This window comes from Legionella qingyii (assembly GCF_003184185.1).
Map to the genome: position 1 here is coordinate 162176 of NZ_QHJG01000004.1, position 19840 is coordinate 182015.

The following is a 19840-nucleotide window of genomic DNA, read 5'->3' on the forward strand; positions in this document are numbered from 1 at the left end:
GTTTTGTTTTGCTATGGGTTCAGGTTATTTTTCATACGCGACATCCGCATAATGGGTATCATCCAAGTATCCCGGTTAATAACCATATACTTGATAAAACAGGACCAGATACTCGTTAGCATCACTCGCTTCTTATTTATTCTTTCAGTCGCCAAACATTCCGTCAAACGAGTAAGTTTGACATGCGAAACCAGGTTGGACGAAGCCGTAGTACTAATTCGTCCCAAACACTTTAAACTAAGGCGTCAACGTTATAACGTAGTCGTTGACCAACGCTGTTGTATGACCAAACAACTGAGTCTAGGCAAACAACATCTAGAGCGACGTAACGGACCGCGTGTTGCATAACGAGAGGAAGACGGTCTAAGTCCTTTCAAAACGGCTTTGCAACAACACGATAAAATAGGAGATATTAAGCTGGTTCCGAATGATTTATAAAACGGCATATTAGGAGAGGTTTTATTCTTGGGTATGGTATTTCTGAAGGTATTAGGTACTCCAGACGTGCAACTTTGGGACGAAACGGACGCTGATATAGTAGCCGCCAGTAGTGCTAGACAGGGCTTCGTCTAACTTTAACGACGCCATTTCCTCCTTGTTCGACTATCCAAAATATCCAGGGGGTTTAATTCTAGTATTTTGTCTACTAACGTCATTAATTGTCTTAGGTAAAATTATGTAATCTCTGAAATAGGCTCCGATATCCAAGTCGTGAACTTAAACTCCTATCTACTAGGTAAGCTGTGTAAGGAATACACTTTCCAAAGTGTTTGATTCGAGTATTAAAATATGTTCTTAATAGTGTTTTGTTTCGGAAAATAGCTTAACTAAAAACTCGAACTTGTTAATAAAATCACGAGAAAAAAGTACATTGAAAAAATTATTATTTACCTTTATTTGATCAGGACGTATCCCCACGGTAAAACGTCATTAAAGGGGATAAAAAAATATTAGCCCAAAGAATAGTTCTACCTCATTAACTACATTTAACAAGACACGCGGTTATAGTAGCGGACCTTTTTATAGCTAAGCGGGGTTCGGCGCATTATTTTGTATGAGGCGTCAGGTTGCGGGATAAGGAAATTTCGCTGTATTTTTCGATTAATGGAGGAGTAAACTAAATAAAAGGTTTCTTGATTTTGAACTAAATAGTAGTTGCTAGCGACGGCGTTCAGCCTAGTCGCAAAGTGAAAATACCCACGATATCGGATAAAAAAAGTTAAGTCTTTGTCACGTTAACCGTTGACGTAGGCGAACGCCTTTACGTATCTTGTGAACGAGAAAAAGGAAATCAGAATACGAATCTTTAAGTCAGTTCGCTAAAACTTAAACGTTAGGTCGTAGGTCGCTATAAACGACTGTCCTTTAGCGTAATTGGTCACGAAGTTTTTATCTCCCTTTAGCACCACCAAATTCCGGGTATTTAACCGTTTGTTCCCCTAAATCAACTCCCAGAACAACACACTAAACTATTTTTAGTACGTCTAACGCGAAATTAGGGTCCTCGTAGAGGTCAAGTAGTTACTAAGCCCAACGTCTATTGAGTACTCCGAGCGAAAGATATCTCTCGTTTTCAAGCCCGAGTAGTTAAGGAAAAAAAACAAGTTCTTGGTGAAACTGTCCGTGTAACAGATATTGGTTATCAGAACACATTACAACGGGTAGGGTTTCTAGTTGTAATAAAAATGAAGAGGACGCGTTTCGTTTTTGTCATATTAGGTTGAATTTACCGCGTTGGCCTACATTCTATTGTCTCCACGAGTACAGTGTAATTGGACGAGAAAGTAACTTTTATCATGAATTAGGAAAATTATGTGCTACGTTTAACGGTACCCTATCGATCTAATAGGAAACTGTGTATGTTACCCGAATTCGAAACGCTGAAAAACCCAATTGGGCCTACGAACGCGGCTCAGTTGTTGCTTTAGTTGTAAGAATATCCGGAGCCCTCGAAGAAGACGTTGTGGTGCTATCCTCGATGACGCTTAATTTTACGGAACAACACGATTAGCGAGTTGCTAAAGCGATGGAGCGGTATCAAATCAACGAACTACAGCTGAGTAGCGTGCAGGACGTGGTACTGTTCGTCTTGGTTTTCTAAATAGAAGTCGTGAACGACGAGGATGTTCTTGTATTCTGCGACAAGGGTACGACGGCGGTTATTACTGGCCAACTGGATGTACCGATTTTCGAAAACAATTAACTCCCACGGGGCCCGGTTTTCGAGCTCAACGAGGAAACGCTACTTGTATATTTGCGTAGCAGAACGGGAGATGGACTACACAAAGAAGGAACGTCCATAATACCCTATGTAGTATCTACTCAAAATAAACCCAAGGACCGTAGAGTAAAACTTTTTGCAGTGCGTATTTTACTCATTACTAAAGAGCTAAACGGTCTCGTGTTAATTAAGGACTTGCGTAGCGTGGATTTATTGCGAGGGGGTAACCACTCGCTTAACCGCGTGTACGATTAAGCGCTAGTTATTCAACTTATGGTACGACGACACGTATTTAATTGTAGCTTGCGTCCTTTAGTCAAGGATAAACTACCGGATTTGGGGCTCTTGGTGTTACCTATGAATGTTGGTGTAGGGGGACTCGGTTTGGTTTACGCCGTCGCCAAAAAAGTGTTATATGACATACATGAAGAACTTAAAGGTTTATTACTAACGGTCTCGGATTTCATGGGTAAAGTAAAAAAACAGCGAAAAACCGTACAAGTCTTTGTACGAGTCCATTACGCGGAAGATGAGCTGGTAATAGAAGTTAAGCGAGGTTTAGCAGGGTAAGTGGTATAGGAACGAACTGTCGGGTTTGTCGTGGCGGTACGTTGTATAGTAGGTAAACAAAGTAGCAATCTAATTACGCTGAAAATGAAGGATGTGGGCGTCCTTATACGCGTTTTTCGCGCAGACGGTCAACAAGGAATATTCCAAGTTTAAGAAGTGCAAATTCGGGTCATCTATTATCAGAATGAGGTGTTCTTTATAGTTTTGGTTGTGGTGGTCGTCTCTGTTGTGGAAGTAACAGACCTAGTTTACGGCGTTGTGGTGGCTATCCCTTAGGTATAGGGGTTACACGTAGTCCGTAGCGTATCCTAGGGACTTGTTATGGACCGTTTCAACGATGTAATCACTGAACAAGTATCTGAAAGTATAGGTATAACTCCTAGTTAAGAAGACTCCGTTTTTATTAGGGTCCGTGTGCGTAAAAGGGTACAAACCCTTAAGCGGTAAGTTTCAGTGAATAAAAAAGGTTGTCCAAGTTCAGGTAACTAAAAGATGGAATTCAGGGTTCTCGTATAACTTACTTAAATGCGGAATGTGCAGATGTTGTGTAACACGGTGGGTTTACAATAACGACACTATGTGGAAATTAAGACACTTGCATCGTGGAAACTGAAGATGCCGCCCAACTACGGCGAAATATAGATGAACGAGAGGACGTTAATATCGTCAATTGGCGTTTAGAAATTACCTTTGTAGCTTGACTGATTTCTCGTACAACACTTGACGGTACAATATTTATTACCGTAAATTGGTTAGCTGTTTATTTTAGAGGACTAAGCCACGGAGTGTGGAATGTACGTTACAGAACCTTCCAACCTGACTAACACTTAATCATTATTGTAACCAGTCTCGATTTCGGGGGTACCGTTTCCGAAGTCTATTTCATCTCGGTATGGGGGAGTGGGGATATAGACTAAGTACTCTCTTTACGAGGGTAAAAAAAACGCGTTAGTAATCTTAGGGCGAGAATAGTAAACTCTTATCGGACTTAATCTTTAGGTCAAGTCCTTTTGTTATGAAATCGGAAATTTTATTACTAATAGGTTTAGATTTTGAAGATGTCTATTGTACTATAAATTAAGTAAAACCGGACAAGACTTTTTTAATAGGTTATTTAGTTTTTCGAGGAATGGATACGAAAAAAAGAAGCGTAGTAGAGAAGGTCCTTCGTAAAAGTCTCAATTTACATGTTTTCGTAAACGACCTGAGACTAGGGGCTATATTTTGTTCCCTACTTGCTGTGTAGACGAGGACGTTAAACTATTAACTCATCCTTCAAAAAGACGTTCGTAGACCACATTGAATAGTTTATTGACTAAATTTACGACTCTTAGTTATAATAACGAATTAAGGTTTTAGTTTACTCCGTATCATTAGTTTTGATTTTTTAAATCCCGTAACATTTAGTATTGCACCGAACTCCTCTACAACGTTTTATTTTAGCTGAATGAGAACGGATTTTCGGTGAGAAACGTGGTAATCTCGCGATAATAGACGGAATCGCAAAACGTATATGTCGTTATCTGTCTTATTGGTAAGGGTAAGGATATCTGACAGGTTTTCAGTTTGCAAGTGGTTCGTCGTAGGTCCGTTATTCATGACATCGATTACCGTAGTGGCGTCATCTATTACTTCGGTAATGAGGTAGATGAAAGACTGTGGGTTTTAAGGTTTTTTGTATTTTTTCTGGACTCGAATTTGGATTTTACTAGTTTTATTCGGTTAGATTACCTACTTATCAATTTAGCGGGGTTCTTGATTTTGAGTTCGTTTCGTTATTATTTTATCGTAACTAACGTAACTCATTGCTTCTTTAATCTTTATGACCGTCGCTTAATCGTACGTAAAATGAATTTTATATTATCCAACGAAGCCCGTTCTCTCTTTAATTTTGTTCACGTAGGGGGTTTTTTCTTACCAAGTGAACCTAAGGTCGTTCGAATAGTGTACGTTATTGTTAATTAGGTTCACACCGTTTGGGATGTGTTTACCGCAAGAATGGACTTTAAAAAAGTGGTTCTTACTAGGTTCTGTATTAGCGTTACTAACGTCCGTTCTGCGACCATTATTATGGCCGGTGTAATCGTAGGCACATTAAATTAGGGCTATTTTATTCCTTTAATTTGTTGTGAGGACGTCTCTGCCGGACTCGCGGTTATTTTTTGGTCAGAGACACGAAGTTTGCACTTTTTATTATTGATTAGCCAAATAAAAATCGGCGACATTTGGTCACGTTTCCGTTATTTTACTACCGGCGGTTTCATTTTGCTTCACAATTATATTGGTTCTGACCTTAGCTTCTCTCGTGCATAAACCTTTTATGTTATAAATACGGATGGTATTAAACTCGGTTCTATTCTTTTTCGTATGGGACCTTTTTTCTTCGTAACCTAAACAAGTATTATTAATCTACTAACTTATTTCGTACTTTTGCTTAAGTATCGAATAGTTAAAATTTGAATCAAACTTAATAGGTAAAGTGCGCAAAATAAACGACTATTGCGGAAATAAGAGGTAACTCTTCCTCTAAGTGGCTTATGAAATGACTTAGCAGCTGATTTGCGTCTGTTTAAAAGTATTGGATGACGTTTACGATACCGAAGTTATCTTGTTGTAAATCTTCTATCATTAAAGACTCGTACCACGTTAAAAAATTTAGCGGTTATGAGACGGTATGATGTTGGATCTCGCTCAAACTTAGCCGCAACGTTAACCGAATGCGAGTCTACTGTCACGACGCGGTGAAATGAATGTAGTTGACCGAGATGCTTTACTTTTAGTTAGGTCAAAAAACGGAACTAGCGGTAAACCAGGTTGAGTCCACTTTTTCTAAACCGTCGTTTTACTTACTCATTAACTAATTAGTCTCTCAGTCGTTTTTTTAGAGGAAGTACTCGCCGGTTTATTACTACACATTTTATCTCTTCAAAAAATTACGAGCGACAATTTAATTTGCGTACGCTGGACGCGAGGAGTTTTTCGACTACCACTCTTCAGTGTAGTTAGTGATTTTTTTCTAAAAGGACTGAGGGTCGTTTTGTTACAGCAAGTAATCCGCGTTATTTATGTGGTTGTACTAATAGATGTTGGGGGCTTATTATTGGACGAAGATTGAGGTATCTCGGTCTTTCTCCATCTTGGGTAACTCGTTTTAGTACCCTTACTGATGTTGAAAGTCATACTATCCTTGCTTCGAGGTATGCTAACCATTAGTTAAATTAATGAGCGATACTTTTTGTCCAGTTTTATTTCTATGTATAATATCGCGTAAATCTGAAATTTTTTTAAGAAACGTCTACGCGTTTTATGTGGTGTATTACACGTTAATAAACAAAAGGGTAATAATAAAGTTGGCTTGTTAGGTAAATAGAATTAGGATAAAAAACCTCAGATGACACGTTCCTTTTTGACTTCGTTTAGTTAGGTATAAGAGCAATCTTTTTGAAAAACTCCATTGACGTCTTTGACATCTATATGTGGACCAACCAAGATTTCGTTAAAGAAGGTACTTCTATAATTACAATGCGTTGGTTGTTCCAATAGAGTTACTCTAGTTACTTAATCGTTTATATACACGAGTCAATGATTTTGTTCCAAGATGACAACATAGAAATCATGTTTGCTAATTTAGGTCATACTGACGAAGTATAGTTCTACGTAACTTATTCTATTGGTCACTTTAACCAGATCCTGTTAAAGTTAACTTAGTATGGTTGGGCGTCTGTTAACGACCTGTTTTAAACCTTTTTGCGGAATTTAGGTACTCTGCGATATTTCTTTGTGGCGAATGTCTGTAATAACTTCGTCACTAATGTCTATGAGACCAAGTTCGTTCACGTTTTAAACCGCGACGGGAGCCACTAAAACTGAAAAACTTGACAGTTAGTGTTGAACAATTTACTATTAAAAATTAGTAAGATTGGACCCAATTCGCGTTGCATCCGAGACTCTCTTATTCGAATTGAATCACAGTAACCAAATACGACCTCGATATTAGAATATTTTAGTCCTGAAAGCTTTACGAAAATTACTCCCTAAAATCTATATGATTTACTCGCTTAATTTTTGTAAAAAATTGCCACTCTAACAAAAAAAAGCATTCAGGACTTTTATTCTAAATTAGTTCTTAACCTCGATGAAACATTACAGAAATACCTTTTTTAAATTTCTCAAAATATTACGGAGTCGCCTTTTATCTTATCCTAAAATATTAAAGGAACGGAAAGAGCAATAGGGATAAGATCCGTACTGCTAGAACATGCAAAATCAAGCATAAAAAACCTATTTTCGGACTCCTAGAATTATTAATTCCATAGCGGGATATCGATTCGGTATCCCGTAATAATTTGATAAGCCGAACAAGTTAGAAATATAGAGCTCTTGGACAAAATCTAAGATTAAAAAATCCATTTAGTTGGGTTTCGTAAGGGAAAAATTTCCAACGAAAGCGAAATCGATGTAGTTACGAACTTCCATTTCTCTATCTCGCGAGTATAGAAGGTATCGATTAAAGAGCCCTTTATATAAAAAATGGGAGTAAAAAAAAGCTTGACCTAAAAAGCGGTGATTATCACTCATCTAATAGTCTATATCGATGAAATTATAGAAAAAGTAGGTATGGTCCGTAAAGATTAACTTGTGTTTTTACGAGAAATAGAAGTTGTTACAGGTAACTTCCTCGCTCTAGGTAAAAAAGTTTAACCGGGGTTAATTTAGATCTACCCCTTTTTTTTAGCAATTTTAGCGATTTATTAGCTAGATGAAGTAAAACTTCTGAATTTTTACCTAAAACACTTGCTAATTAAACTTACCTCCTAGGAAACGACCTACTTGGAAACGAACCCCAGGGAAAAAATTTAACACAATGGAACGAGTACTGTGTGGAGGTATAATAGATACTGTAAATATTTTAAGACCATGTATATAGTCAAAACAGTTTACGTGGATTATGTGATTTTTATCTCGTATACGTCTCTTCTTAATCAAAAAGTCGTTACACTTCTTCTAAGTCCGAGCTCCGAGGCGAATAGCTTATTCGCCTAAAGCTATAACGTCGGGCTCATTATCTTTTCGCTCTCGACCGTAATATTATAGTCAGGTTTTATGTCATGGGCGTAATGGACCAAGCTTTAATACCCGTCATTTGTAAACTTTTTCTACGTGTGGTCGTCGAGGGGTATTCTTATGCCGTCCTTGATATTAACAACGTCGTGCTTTGCGTTGAAATGAAGATTTCGACTAATAGGGTAAATGTGGTTAAGGGTTTGATTGTTTAGGGTTAAGGTAAACTTTGCCCGAAACACCGGTCGGTTATTTGACACGCCATTTTAGCGGTTTCTTCTGTACGTAATATTTCAACTTATGTTTTCGGTCTGGTTATAATTTGTCGTTTTTGGTCCTTTTATATTAAAGTTATTAAAACCGAAAAAGGTATTCAAACTTAACCTAGTTGGTAAGACGTTCTCTTTTATTGTTTGGATTTTATTTTTTTCAGTTACATCCTAACGCACGACGGTTTTATTAGTATAACCGGTATCATGGAAGGTACCCATTATAAAACATATATTTATATTTAATGGAATTTCCTTGACGTTTGTGTTAAGTGCGATTTTTCTTACGCTAACTGAAAATTATCGCTTTAAGTAAATAAGAAAAATACCGCAACTACTTTGTGTATTATATTTGGTCCGTTTTGGTCATCACAATTTTTCCATCTTCTTTATTAAGGCGGTTATTGGTGCCAGCGATTTCCGGAAACATGAAGACTTGGCCATGGACAACGATTACGGTACCCATGTTTAGGGTTTCTTCGTTGGTCACGACAGTAGTCATGACCGGATTCGGAACGGTTACTTGGGACGTTATGGCGTAGAAAATTTATCTTAAACAAGACGAGTGCGTTGAACAATTATTTTCATTAGTAGTGTTCTGGTAAATTTTGTCGGTGGGGTCTATTCCGTTATTTGGGATGGGGACGTCTTTACCTGTTTCCTTATGGAGCATTTGTGTTTCGTTTATGAGGTGGTCAATCTCGTTCCCCTTATGGTCTTTTTTGATTATCACGTAAGGCCTGTAATGGCTTTGAGTATTTGTCATTATTTTTTTATGGATTATTACATTGCCCATGGTGTTCGAAATTTGCAACTCTGCGCCTAACGTTAACAAGTTTGACGGGAGGGGTTAATTAGGTTATCGGTGATCCATTAACCTGTAATGCAAGTTATGCAACAAACCGAAGTAAATGTTTGCTTGAATTTAGCGCTAAAGACTGTAAGCGGCATTGGTGGTGAGCGGCGAATGGTGAGAGGGCCGATTAAACTAATCCCGAAAGTGATGCATGACAAAATCGATTAAGTGAGTTTCCATATTTTACTTCGAGCGGTAGAAAACGACCACCGTTACCTTGTTTTTAAACGGAATTATGGAGTCTTGAACATGCGTTCCCAAGACCATTCGCATGCTAATTTAGTTTTGCAAATAGAGGAAGTTTTTCGAGCGGGGGAAAGAATGGTGGACAACGTTACTGTTATCGTAGAACTTGACATGGACGGACGTTAGGTATTGCTCGGTCATATAGAGCTAAATAAAGTTATCACTCTTCGCCATTTGGTGAATGGACGAGATGAAAGTGTAGTCGTCGCGGCCCATAAAAGAATTCGACGCTTGATTAACTAAGTCGTTAAAGCGCATTTCATGAGTATAGTAGAGGTTTATGAAAGTGGCGATGTAGTGAAGCGTGTGGACTTTAATCAAGCAATTTCGCGTAAACTTAGCCGACCCATTTAAGTATTAATAAGGGACCTTAAGCAACGTCTCGGAGAAGTTAAAGAACGTGATTTAGAACAAAACGAAAAAAACCTAGTCCGGTAAGAAATGCTCCAAAATCGTATTATTTGCATAGTCGGTGCAATCCGCCGTAACCTAGACATCGCTGAAGCCGACATGGGTTAAACCTTTTTTGTTAGACATGAAGCCCTTTGACGAACTAGGAAACAAGCTGATTTAGAACGTAGCGTTATCGAACCCAATTTGAGCATGGACCTTATGCGTAGCGTACGTACCGTTATAGGGGAAGTAGTTCCGAACCTTATTTAAGTGGTGGATTCGCTTTTCGTTAGTCTTCTGATTACCGTTGGTTTTGCTGTCGGCGCGATTAATCGGTTATAGCACGTACTTTTGTTATAGCGTTTTGAGCACGTATGGGATTACTTTACGCCACATGGTTGGTTAAAAGAAAGAGAACTTACGCAGGGAAATCTTTATGTCGGTGGCGCCGACCGTGTTTCCAATTCCGCTTATTGTAGCTGCGGTAATTACGCTATTAGTGACAAAGGCGGTATCCGTTTTTGTAAAAAGGGAGTTGCGGGCAATCCCAATTCTATCCTTCTATTTGATGTCATTATTATTTATGTGGTTTTTATGACCCGGACTACTGAAGTCATCAGCGTATCCGCTAGTGAAAATCCGCGAGAAGTTCCAAATTTCATGCGACTTCAGCTACGACAACAAGGGGGTTTACAAAGTACGTTAAAAGTTGTTATTAATGCCGTGGTAGTTGCTAATCAGGTTTTAGTTCCCGAGGATTTGAGTAGTCTAACCGTGATTAAACTAACGAATGGTAGGGGCATTAGCAGTCATCGTAGCTATTCCCTTATTGGTATCGTCACTAGTTACGCCGCGCTTATAAAGGGTTTTTATTTTTATTTTACTGTGTTTGGTCGTTTCGCGGAAGTTCATTTAAAAAGAACTGGCACAATTAACAGCGCAATTGGTCACTCCAAGCCAATATTTGTCATTGACGGAGTTGAGGTAGCCCTTCACTAAATAATTAAAGGAAGTAGAACCGTCGGTGCGCAAGGCTGTGACACGCCGACAAAAGTGGGTAGTTGTATTTATGGCACGGATTGTGGTGAAGGAACGACAAAAGCCAACGTCGTGGACACGCATCGAGAAAGGGATTTTACTGTAAACGGTGTAGCGCCTACGCCTGTCCTCAAGGGAGTTTTGACCGCTAATGTTATAAAAGTTATAGTCGATATAAAAAGTGGACGGGACCTTAAGCTTACTCTAAGACGAGTGGCAACGCGAGTTTTATAGGACGGGGATGTAAGCGTAATAATGCGACATTGCGTAGTTGGTGTGATAAATTTGAGTTTGGTATTGCTTGGTCAAACGAGCCAAGTCCACATTACACTTTAACGAAAAGTATTGGAGGTTAACATAATTGGAGACGTTGCGGAAGGTGTAATGCATTGACGCCAAATTACTCGGTTAGAACTTAGCATGCTTCGAGACATCTTAATATTGCAACCCGAAGTCCGTGTAATCTGAATAAGGAGTGTTACATGTATTTATAGAGTGGGTTTGGACATCTCTATCCTGGATTACAGCAAAGACGAAGACGCCCTTCAAATAGAAATTGGAGAACGTTTGCAAGTAACTAGTTGACTGCACGTTTTATTTATAAGCAGGGTAGAAATTTATGGTGTCATTGAACCCTATTGGGTATTGCGCTATTTCTTGCGCACATTAGATTTAATCCGTCTGGTGAGTAGCGGTTAAGTTATCCTTTACACTACGCAACGAGATGAAGTTTGCCCCTTATTGGGCTCCGAACCCATAATTAAACATGAACCTGCAATCATTATAGTCCATGCCGTAGTTAACCTTCCGCAACCTTTAATATCTGTGGTTCTTAGCGTTATTAATAACATTTATTTTCCTGCTTGGTTGCTACAGAATCACTCTTCACATATTAAAAAAGTTCGTAGAACATAGGAATTAGAAGTACTGACCGTGGAAGGAACGGATTAAGGCGAAATTATATCTTTGACAAAAATGACTGTATCGCAACTGGTCGTAGTTCTGGACTTTCTTGGAGACGGGTAACGGGTAGAAGGAGAGGATTTTCTTGTCCTCAACGGAGTTTTATTAGAGGAACGACTTGTTTTTGGTGTAGAAAAAGTAAGTAAAAGACCTAACGTCTCTCTCCTTGTCGGTGACCTTGACAAAAAAATAACTACTATTAGCGTGGTAATTACATGTAAGGACCGTTGGTCTGTGCGAGGAGTAACCCTTCTTATCGTGCGCGATTTAAGCAAACTGACAGAAGTTAAGGATTTCCACTCTATATCCTTTAACACGAGTTCCGAAATCCAAAAGGAAGTAGAGGTCACTGTTATTGTAGGTAAGGAACGAAGTGTTCTCCTCGTAGAAATGCTATATTTCACTTTAGTCGGGTATGTAAGCGATTTAAGCGATGGAGTATTTAGCCAAACCATAAAACTCAATTGAGGGGTAAACATCGTAAAAAAACGTGTTGTCATGGCCATTAACCACGACATTATCACATCAAAACATTTGAAAGTAATGAAAGTTGTCACCGATTATGCAGGGGAAAACACTGGAGGAGTGGTTCTAAAAATCGGTAACTAAATTATTAGGGACCTATCGCGCGTATATAGCCACGGTTACATAGTGCTAACCCCTCTTAAAAAGGATGATGTAAGTTAACTCAAAACTAAAGTACTGAAACGCGATGGCGTCAGACCTAGAGCCGACGGAATTCTTGATGCCGAGGATAGCGATGTGCAGGAAGTATTCTACGTATTGAGGTTAAGTAGAATCAAGGATTTATGAGATTAACTTGGCACTGTAGTTTTCTCACCCCAAGCGCTTAGTGAAGCAATGAAAGATTTTTTACTAAACGGACTTATTTCCTTTGGAAGGGAAAAAATGGTAATTTAGCCCAATTATTTTCTCAATTTACGTGAAATAGGCCCCGTTATTGAAAGGGTAAGAATATTTACATACGAGCTTTTACCCCGCCGTAGGGCGCAAGTTTATAATTTTCGAGGTTGCGGTTTAGTGGACGAAATTTATTCGCTGGCGGGACACCGGGGGAAAGGGTCCAAAGAACAACTGAAGGAAGTAGGCAACGTACTCATAAGAATGGAGGGGTGTTTTAGTTTGAATTGGGATCATTTTCTTGTTCGTTATTGTCTATTCTTGGAGGACTAAAACCTTTAAAGTAAATGAGAGGAATCAGCCTAACTCGGGATTTTCAGGGCATTCGACTTAATTACAAAATACTATTAGCCGTACCCGAACAACTATTACAGCAAGGAGAAGCATATTGCATAAATTACGTCATCTATTAAGCTATATCCATATAGCAGGGTAAACTATGGGTAGAGACCGGTCAAACTAGCTAAATACTCGATTACCGTTATCTCTAAGTCACTGGTTTAAGTGAAGCATGACTGAGACGACGCGAACGTTTTTTTGTAATATTTATAAAACAGCGTGTAGTTCAGCACAAGGAACTATCCGTACACGTCAAACGCATATAACGCGAAGACGGCAGTCTTAAAAAGGAACTAAAGCTAGTTTTTGCCCGTGAAGACGTTTGCGCCTTTAATGACGCCGTAATGAGGGTAGTAGTCTTTTTACTGCTGGAGGATTAACATATAAATTTAATCCGGTTTGACTAAAAAATTGACGCCATTACCAACGCGCAAATCGCGCTTCAACGTCAACGTAAACCTAATTAACGCCTGAAACTCCGTTAAAAAAATTCTCTCGACGGGTTAGATTATGATGCAGTCCGTTCGGAAATAGGTGGTTCCCAAACAGTTAAAAATTAGGTAGGGGATTATTTGCTCGTTCGAAACGAGCAACTCTTTCACGTAGTGCGTAGCGAAAAAAAAGGACCTACGCCCGGAGTGGATTTGCAGAAACGCGATTAGCGTTTAGGTTAAGCCATGGATGAGGTCGAACTTGCGCAGCGAGTTAACGTCGGTGTTAGGCGAGTAAGTTCACTTAATCGAAAAATCAATGAACTACGGTAACAGGACGTATGTTTCGCAGTTGTATCCAGTGCGGCTGTTCCTATATTTCACGGCGAAAGACTTGGAATTAGACTCGGTTTCTACGCTCTATTAGACGTATTCAACGAAAAAATTCTATTAGTTCCGCTACGGGGTTTCCTTACCCGACCCAGTGTCTACGGCATCAAAGACGACGAAGTATTGGGCTTATCGACGGACTTGGTGGTTTTAAAAGACGTCAATTGCAGTCAACTCCTAACCCTATTTCCGGCGAAACCTATTTTATTGGAGCGTAGCGGACACGAAATAGGTAAAGACGAACGTTAAGTCCTAATAATGCTATCCGTTAGAGATTTCGAAGAAACTTACATTCCCCTCGGTGGCGATTGCGAAGTTTTGTACACTTCGAGTAGTGATTTTATTGCCATTTTGGTTACATCGCGTAAGGAATGGAAATTAATAAATAAGGGATTATGATAAAGTCACATTGGACTAAATGAATTCAAAATATGGTAAATTAATGGTATTGACTGAGTTATTTGGGTTTGAGCTAAGTTCCGTACGTTAGATATTATAATAAACCGTGGTGTCGTGGACATCGTTTTAAAAATAATCTGTTTTAAGTAGGGAATAACAAGGTAAAAGAACTCCCGAAATCGCCGAACAAACTAAAAAAAGTTCACGTGTTTGTTCAGCGTATTTCAAAATATCTCATTAACTATTGCTCCATTTCCGATTCATATTTAGACTTTTTTTGACAGTTAAGTCATGTAATAACTATTGACGTTGACGAAAAAAGTTTAATTTGACATACTCAAGAAAATTTTACTTTGGTAATACTTTATGTAAGCCACTGAATTCCCAAATGGGATCGAAAGTTAATGTTTTAGGGGATTTATGATTTATCAGCGTATCCTTAGTTAAAAACGGTTTCGGAATTCCCGAGCCTATTATCTCGTAGATAAAAACTTTCTTTTACTATGTGATTCTCCAAAATCTTAGTAAGTATTATAACAAATGTCCTAAAGTTTATACTGATGTCGTAAAAGTTCTTATTAATAAAATCGACCAAAGAAAAGTCCTTAAAGATAATTAAGTAGTAAACGGGTAAGAGTGGTACTTTGTTCGAGTTAACCTTCAGGGCGCGTACGTTGTTTTTGATGGTTTTATTATTTTCACTGGCGTAGCCTACTATACGCGAAATGAAAAAGTGTTTTTGGGCTTAAAGTACTACCGCTTTAATAGTGTAAACTTCAATGTTTATACCCTTTCCATCGTGTACTCAAAAGATATCCACTACTTCTGCTTGTTTTTCGTGTGGTTTTTTACTACGCACGATACGGTCCTTACCAAGTACTTCTACCGTTATGTTAATGACAATTGGGACCGCTTTGGTTTTCTAACTGGACCTTTAAATTTCGGTTAAGCTTTGTACTGCAACAGTAGCGGACATTATAGGGCCCAGTAAAACTTCGGCCATACATATACTTTTGCTTGCAGTGTTTTCGAATTCTATTTAATAAGACGGCAACATCGCAACTTGAATTAGCATTGGTTCAGTTGCGACGGAAGGTCTCCTTACGTTACGTATGGACAAAGGGAATTAAAATATTCGTGCTAGGTGCTAACAATTTTTTTCATATACCTTTAATTTTATCGTCGTTAACGACTAATTCTTCAAGTGTTTGTGAAATAAGGTCTTTTGCTTATCTGATCTTACTAAAAGTTAGCTTAAAATAAACCGCTAAGTTCGTAGTTTGTCCGAATGACTAAACGGTCATAATTATAGTTACAAAGTATACATTTTCGAATCAACGCGACATCGAGCTAATTATGTAATCTCATTGGATTTCTTACCTCAGTAATACCTGTTATTTTTGTATCTCTGCAAACTTCTTTATCTGTTAGTTTAGCTACCTTAGCACCAAATAGAAAACTTTTTTATACGTTACTTTTTACTTAAGAGTAGTTTCTAACTACGACTAAACGGTCTTCTTTAACTCCGCATTCGTGGTTAAGTACACTATTATGTAACAAGACAAAGTTACATAATTATAGCTTTGTCTTAATTATACCTAAAATGACCTTCCTAACGCCCGGTCCCGGGCGCTTTAAGTTATAACCCAAAGTAATTGAATAAATTTAGATGTTGCAGGATTGTTAATAGTTAACCGAGCGGTTATAAATCTACCGGTATTTTTTTGATTTGATGAACGTGAAGGAGGCGATTTTCTGGAAAGACAGGAAACGGAACAAATTTTTTTTGGCGTAGTGGAAGGGCTTCACAAAATTTTGGTAAGGGATCTTACCTCGATTTTACATGTTTTATGAGGACCGGTAACGAAACTTATTTAGGTTTTGGAAACGCAAGTAACTTGGTAAAGTGACAAGGAAAATAAAAAAGACTGTAACAGTATAAGGAAATAATAATTGTTAAGTTTCGTTTCGAAAAAACAACTTTTTATCGTGTAAGGTTGCTGATATTTAGTTCCCATTAAAATTAAAAGTCTACAATAAATATGTTAACGCCCAAAATGAATATTTTTAATTCCATTTACCCGTCTACGATGGTAGTTGATAAACGGGAGTAAAAAAATATGGGGTATTACTAATTGTTGTAATTATTTCATTGTCCACATTATTTCTCGTAGTAGTTACCGGTGTTTAATCTAGGACGTTTGTTACGCTTTTGTCATATTTGGTCATTTCCTTCTGATTAATTATTTCCTTACGTTCGTTCGAAGGCGGTCGATGGGCTGGTAAAGGTATTGTTAGATTCGACATTTTAGGTCATATACCCCTATCTTTTTATTTCATTAACGTGCTTATCTTATAGGGTTCAACTTTCTCCAAGAACTCCATAAAAGTGTGATCGAACGACGACAACTAAGTTGAGTAACTGGGTTCTTCGGAACCCTAAGCTATAACATAGGAATAGGAGGAGGGTAAATCGGCTTTAGCTCTACCTGACTCAAAGGTCTCCGACGGTTAACCGTAATATTTGTCACTGGTAATAACTTAGCTAGAAACAAAGGGACTTTATTCTGTGGGTTCGTTATCGAACTGGCAGTGGATGTCCCATCCGAACCCTCCCTAAGTATGCCTATAATCAGAACTAAAGGACAGGTTCTATAAAAGGATAACGGACCTTTGCATTACCGAGGAGCGAAACTATTACTTATTCTTGTATATCGCTAAGCAGAACTACGTTATGACGTCCACTACGTCCCGAACAGAGCGAGTCAAGATGTAAGTCCCGTGAGCGGTACCACCATATTCAATTGTTCTCAGGCTATTCTTGTTAATCTTGTGTAAATAAAGCTCTTTGAGGTCTCGATTTCTTACTAAGTAACGATCTCATTGTGCGAGACGATTTCTTTGCTAAGGTACGGTACCATAGGGAACTTATTTTATCTATTAATGTCTAATCATACTGTTTTGTATAGCCAGTTTGTCCTTGACGGGTCTCCGAGTGAATCTGTCGGTTAAAATTATTTTTATAACTCTTTCTTTATTGAGGGCATAATCAAAACAATTGTGCCCTCAAGACCCTAATCACAGCACAAAAAAGGTAACGAACTGGATTATCGGTTAGTTTTGAGTGGAGTTCGAGTAGTCGTTAAAAGACGTATCTTCCTCGTAGGTCTCGTTGTGGTATATTATCACGGAGATAAAATTTAAATCCATTAAGTTTATCAAATCTTGTATGAACTTGTGCAAGCCAGTAATTCCGACCTTGTGGATCGAGTAGTTCGAGTATCAAGTTTGCAAGTCACTCAAAAAACAAACTGTACAATTAGAGGAGAACTGAAAAATAGTCACATTTTGTGAATTCGAATTCCGAACTAATTGTTTATTTAAAAAATGTTTTTTTTTAAACACGAACCTTTTTAGTTATTTACTCGTATAATTATTAAAGAATTCGTAAGAGTCTATTTTAGGGCACTAAAAAGTAAACTTACTCTCTTCAATTACGCTATAGTTAAATTGGGGGTAGCGGTACAGTTTTAAACCGAATCAGTTCTATCTTTATCAAAAAATTTGAATCTTTTAGTTTTTGCGGAGTAATTTTACGCAATAAATTTAGGACTACTACTTTAAGTAAAACATATACTGAGGGCAAACGATTTAGGGTTCCGAGTCCTTCTGGATTTCGTCAAAACATTATTTGTAGTATAATGAGGATACCTACAACGGTGAAATTTCCCCTTGTTACTTTGACTCGTGGTTAACAACCTCGTAATAAGTTTGCTTTAATTCACGAACCCCGCCCCCCCTTTAAACCGTCAACGTTCACTATAAAACGCTACCTATCTCCTATAAATATTCGAACCTTGAATACGCCTAAAACTATGTGCCTATCTATGCGCTCCAGAAGGCCGAGATTAGCTTCAGCTCGTGGGAAATAATAATTCGTACCCATCGTATTTTTAGCGGAGAAGTCTTTCGGACCATTAGTTATTACTATAATAACGACACCAACTGGGTTTACTACGGGATGGAATACATTTTTTCCAGGTCCTGTGATAAGAATTTTTAAATTGGTGGTTCGTAGCAAATAAAAGATCGATAAAACTAGTTCATTCTTCCGAAATGTTATCACATAACCCACTACTCCATCCCCCGGACAAGAATTCAGACAGTCGGCCTTTACTTAACGTCTATTCACTTCTTGAACTGGTTAATTCTCGTAGTTGATTGAGGTACGGACTCGAATCTAAATTTTAACTTGTCGTTATATTCCTATTAGTTAGTAAGACATCCTTTTTTTCGTGGTTGCAACACCTGACACGAGTCCTTTAATCTTTTTCACGCCGTTCAACCGACCAAACCGAATAATGGGGATTCCGATAAATAGTCCTCAATTTTTTTAATCGGCGATAATTTTTACTACTTCTTAATCAGAGATTTCATGCAGTTTTAGTTGCGGACGTTGAAAATTTTTCATCGCAACAAATATGGTGTCCTGGTCCACGTAATAATTTGCCCAACGAGTCAGTTATAAATGAAAGACTATCATTATGTTAATTTGTCCTATTTTATTTATGAAAACGAAAAAGAGTAATGCCAAACCTCTTCGCAAAATAAAGATTTTTGATGTAAGGTAAACGTAGTTCAAATTTTTGACATTTACGCGAAGTTTTACTCCCATGATATCCATTTACATTACTGAATAGGACCAATTTTCTTCCCGTTCTCCGATAAGTGAGTTCTCTTCTCTAATAAGCTTTTTTTGTTCCCGTAGATTTTTATTAAGATGGCGTTCTCGATCCATTTGATTTTGTCGATTAGTGTTTTGTATAACGATTTAATCTGGCGCTAAACGTATCGGGTAAAGCAAAAATAGCACGAGTACGGGCCTACGTTTTTAACCCCCACAATTTTCTATATAATTTAAACAAGTTGCTTTTAATAAAACTATTTCTTGTCGAGTTGTACTAATACGTTTTTATAAGAAGGCTTCTATAAAAACGTTCATAACCCTGGTCAGCATGGGTCTGTGATTAATTTCTCTAATGTGCAAAACGTTTTTTCCGGCTCCATATAGTCGAACTGCTTCTCCTACCCGCATAACGAATATTCCAAATTAAGTCGTCTTTTAAACGTCATAAACGAATTCCGGTATGACGTTTGGAGTACCTCACGAAGAAAATTTCCTTCCAAAAGGTAGAATTTTAAGATAGTTAGTGGATAAGTAAATACCTCAGACTGCACAAGTACGTGATTCTCTTTAACTTATTGTGGTTCGGTAATAACAGAAGTGGTAATGACTATCACGTTCTGGTTAGTTGGTGATTAAAAACAACTACCTCTTACCCTAGCTTCTTTAGGTGTACATCATAGCGTCATAACAGGAGTTTTTGTGAATTAGCTGGTCTTTCGCAATTCTGGAGGGGGCTTCTTGAGAGATATTTTTAAAAGTACCTCCACCAATGTCATAGCTAATTTGCTAGTAATTGTAAGAGAAACGGTACTTTTATGACCCATTTTAATTTAGCACAACACCGAGGTAGATTAAATGAAGAATTAACGAGGACTTCAAACCTCGGACAGTGAACTGTCAATAGCTTTACTTGTTATCGAGCCTGTAGTAATGGTGAGAGTTGGCGCCGGTGGTTAACGCCTTTTAGTCACTATAACAATCATCCCCATTCTCCTTATCACAAGCAAACTCGCAGCCGGACTGAATTCCTTTCGTCGTCATTTTAAGGTTGATGTG

At 38.1% G+C, this 19840-nt stretch carries 2 protein-coding genes; both read left to right on the top strand.

Annotated features, from left to right (window positions below; translation table 11 throughout):
• The first annotated feature begins 2578 nt into the window (after positions 1-2578).
• Entirely contained in the window at positions 2579-2791 is a 213-nt protein-coding gene (locus tag DGG96_RS03655; protein ID WP_110141618.1) for a hypothetical protein, read from the top strand.
• Between the two features lie 7419 nt (positions 2792-10210).
• Complete coding sequence (locus DGG96_RS03660; protein WP_110141619.1) at positions 10211-10615, top strand: hypothetical protein; 405 nt, start codon at positions 10211-10213, stop codon at positions 10613-10615.
• Positions 10616-19840: the final 9225 nt, after the last annotated feature.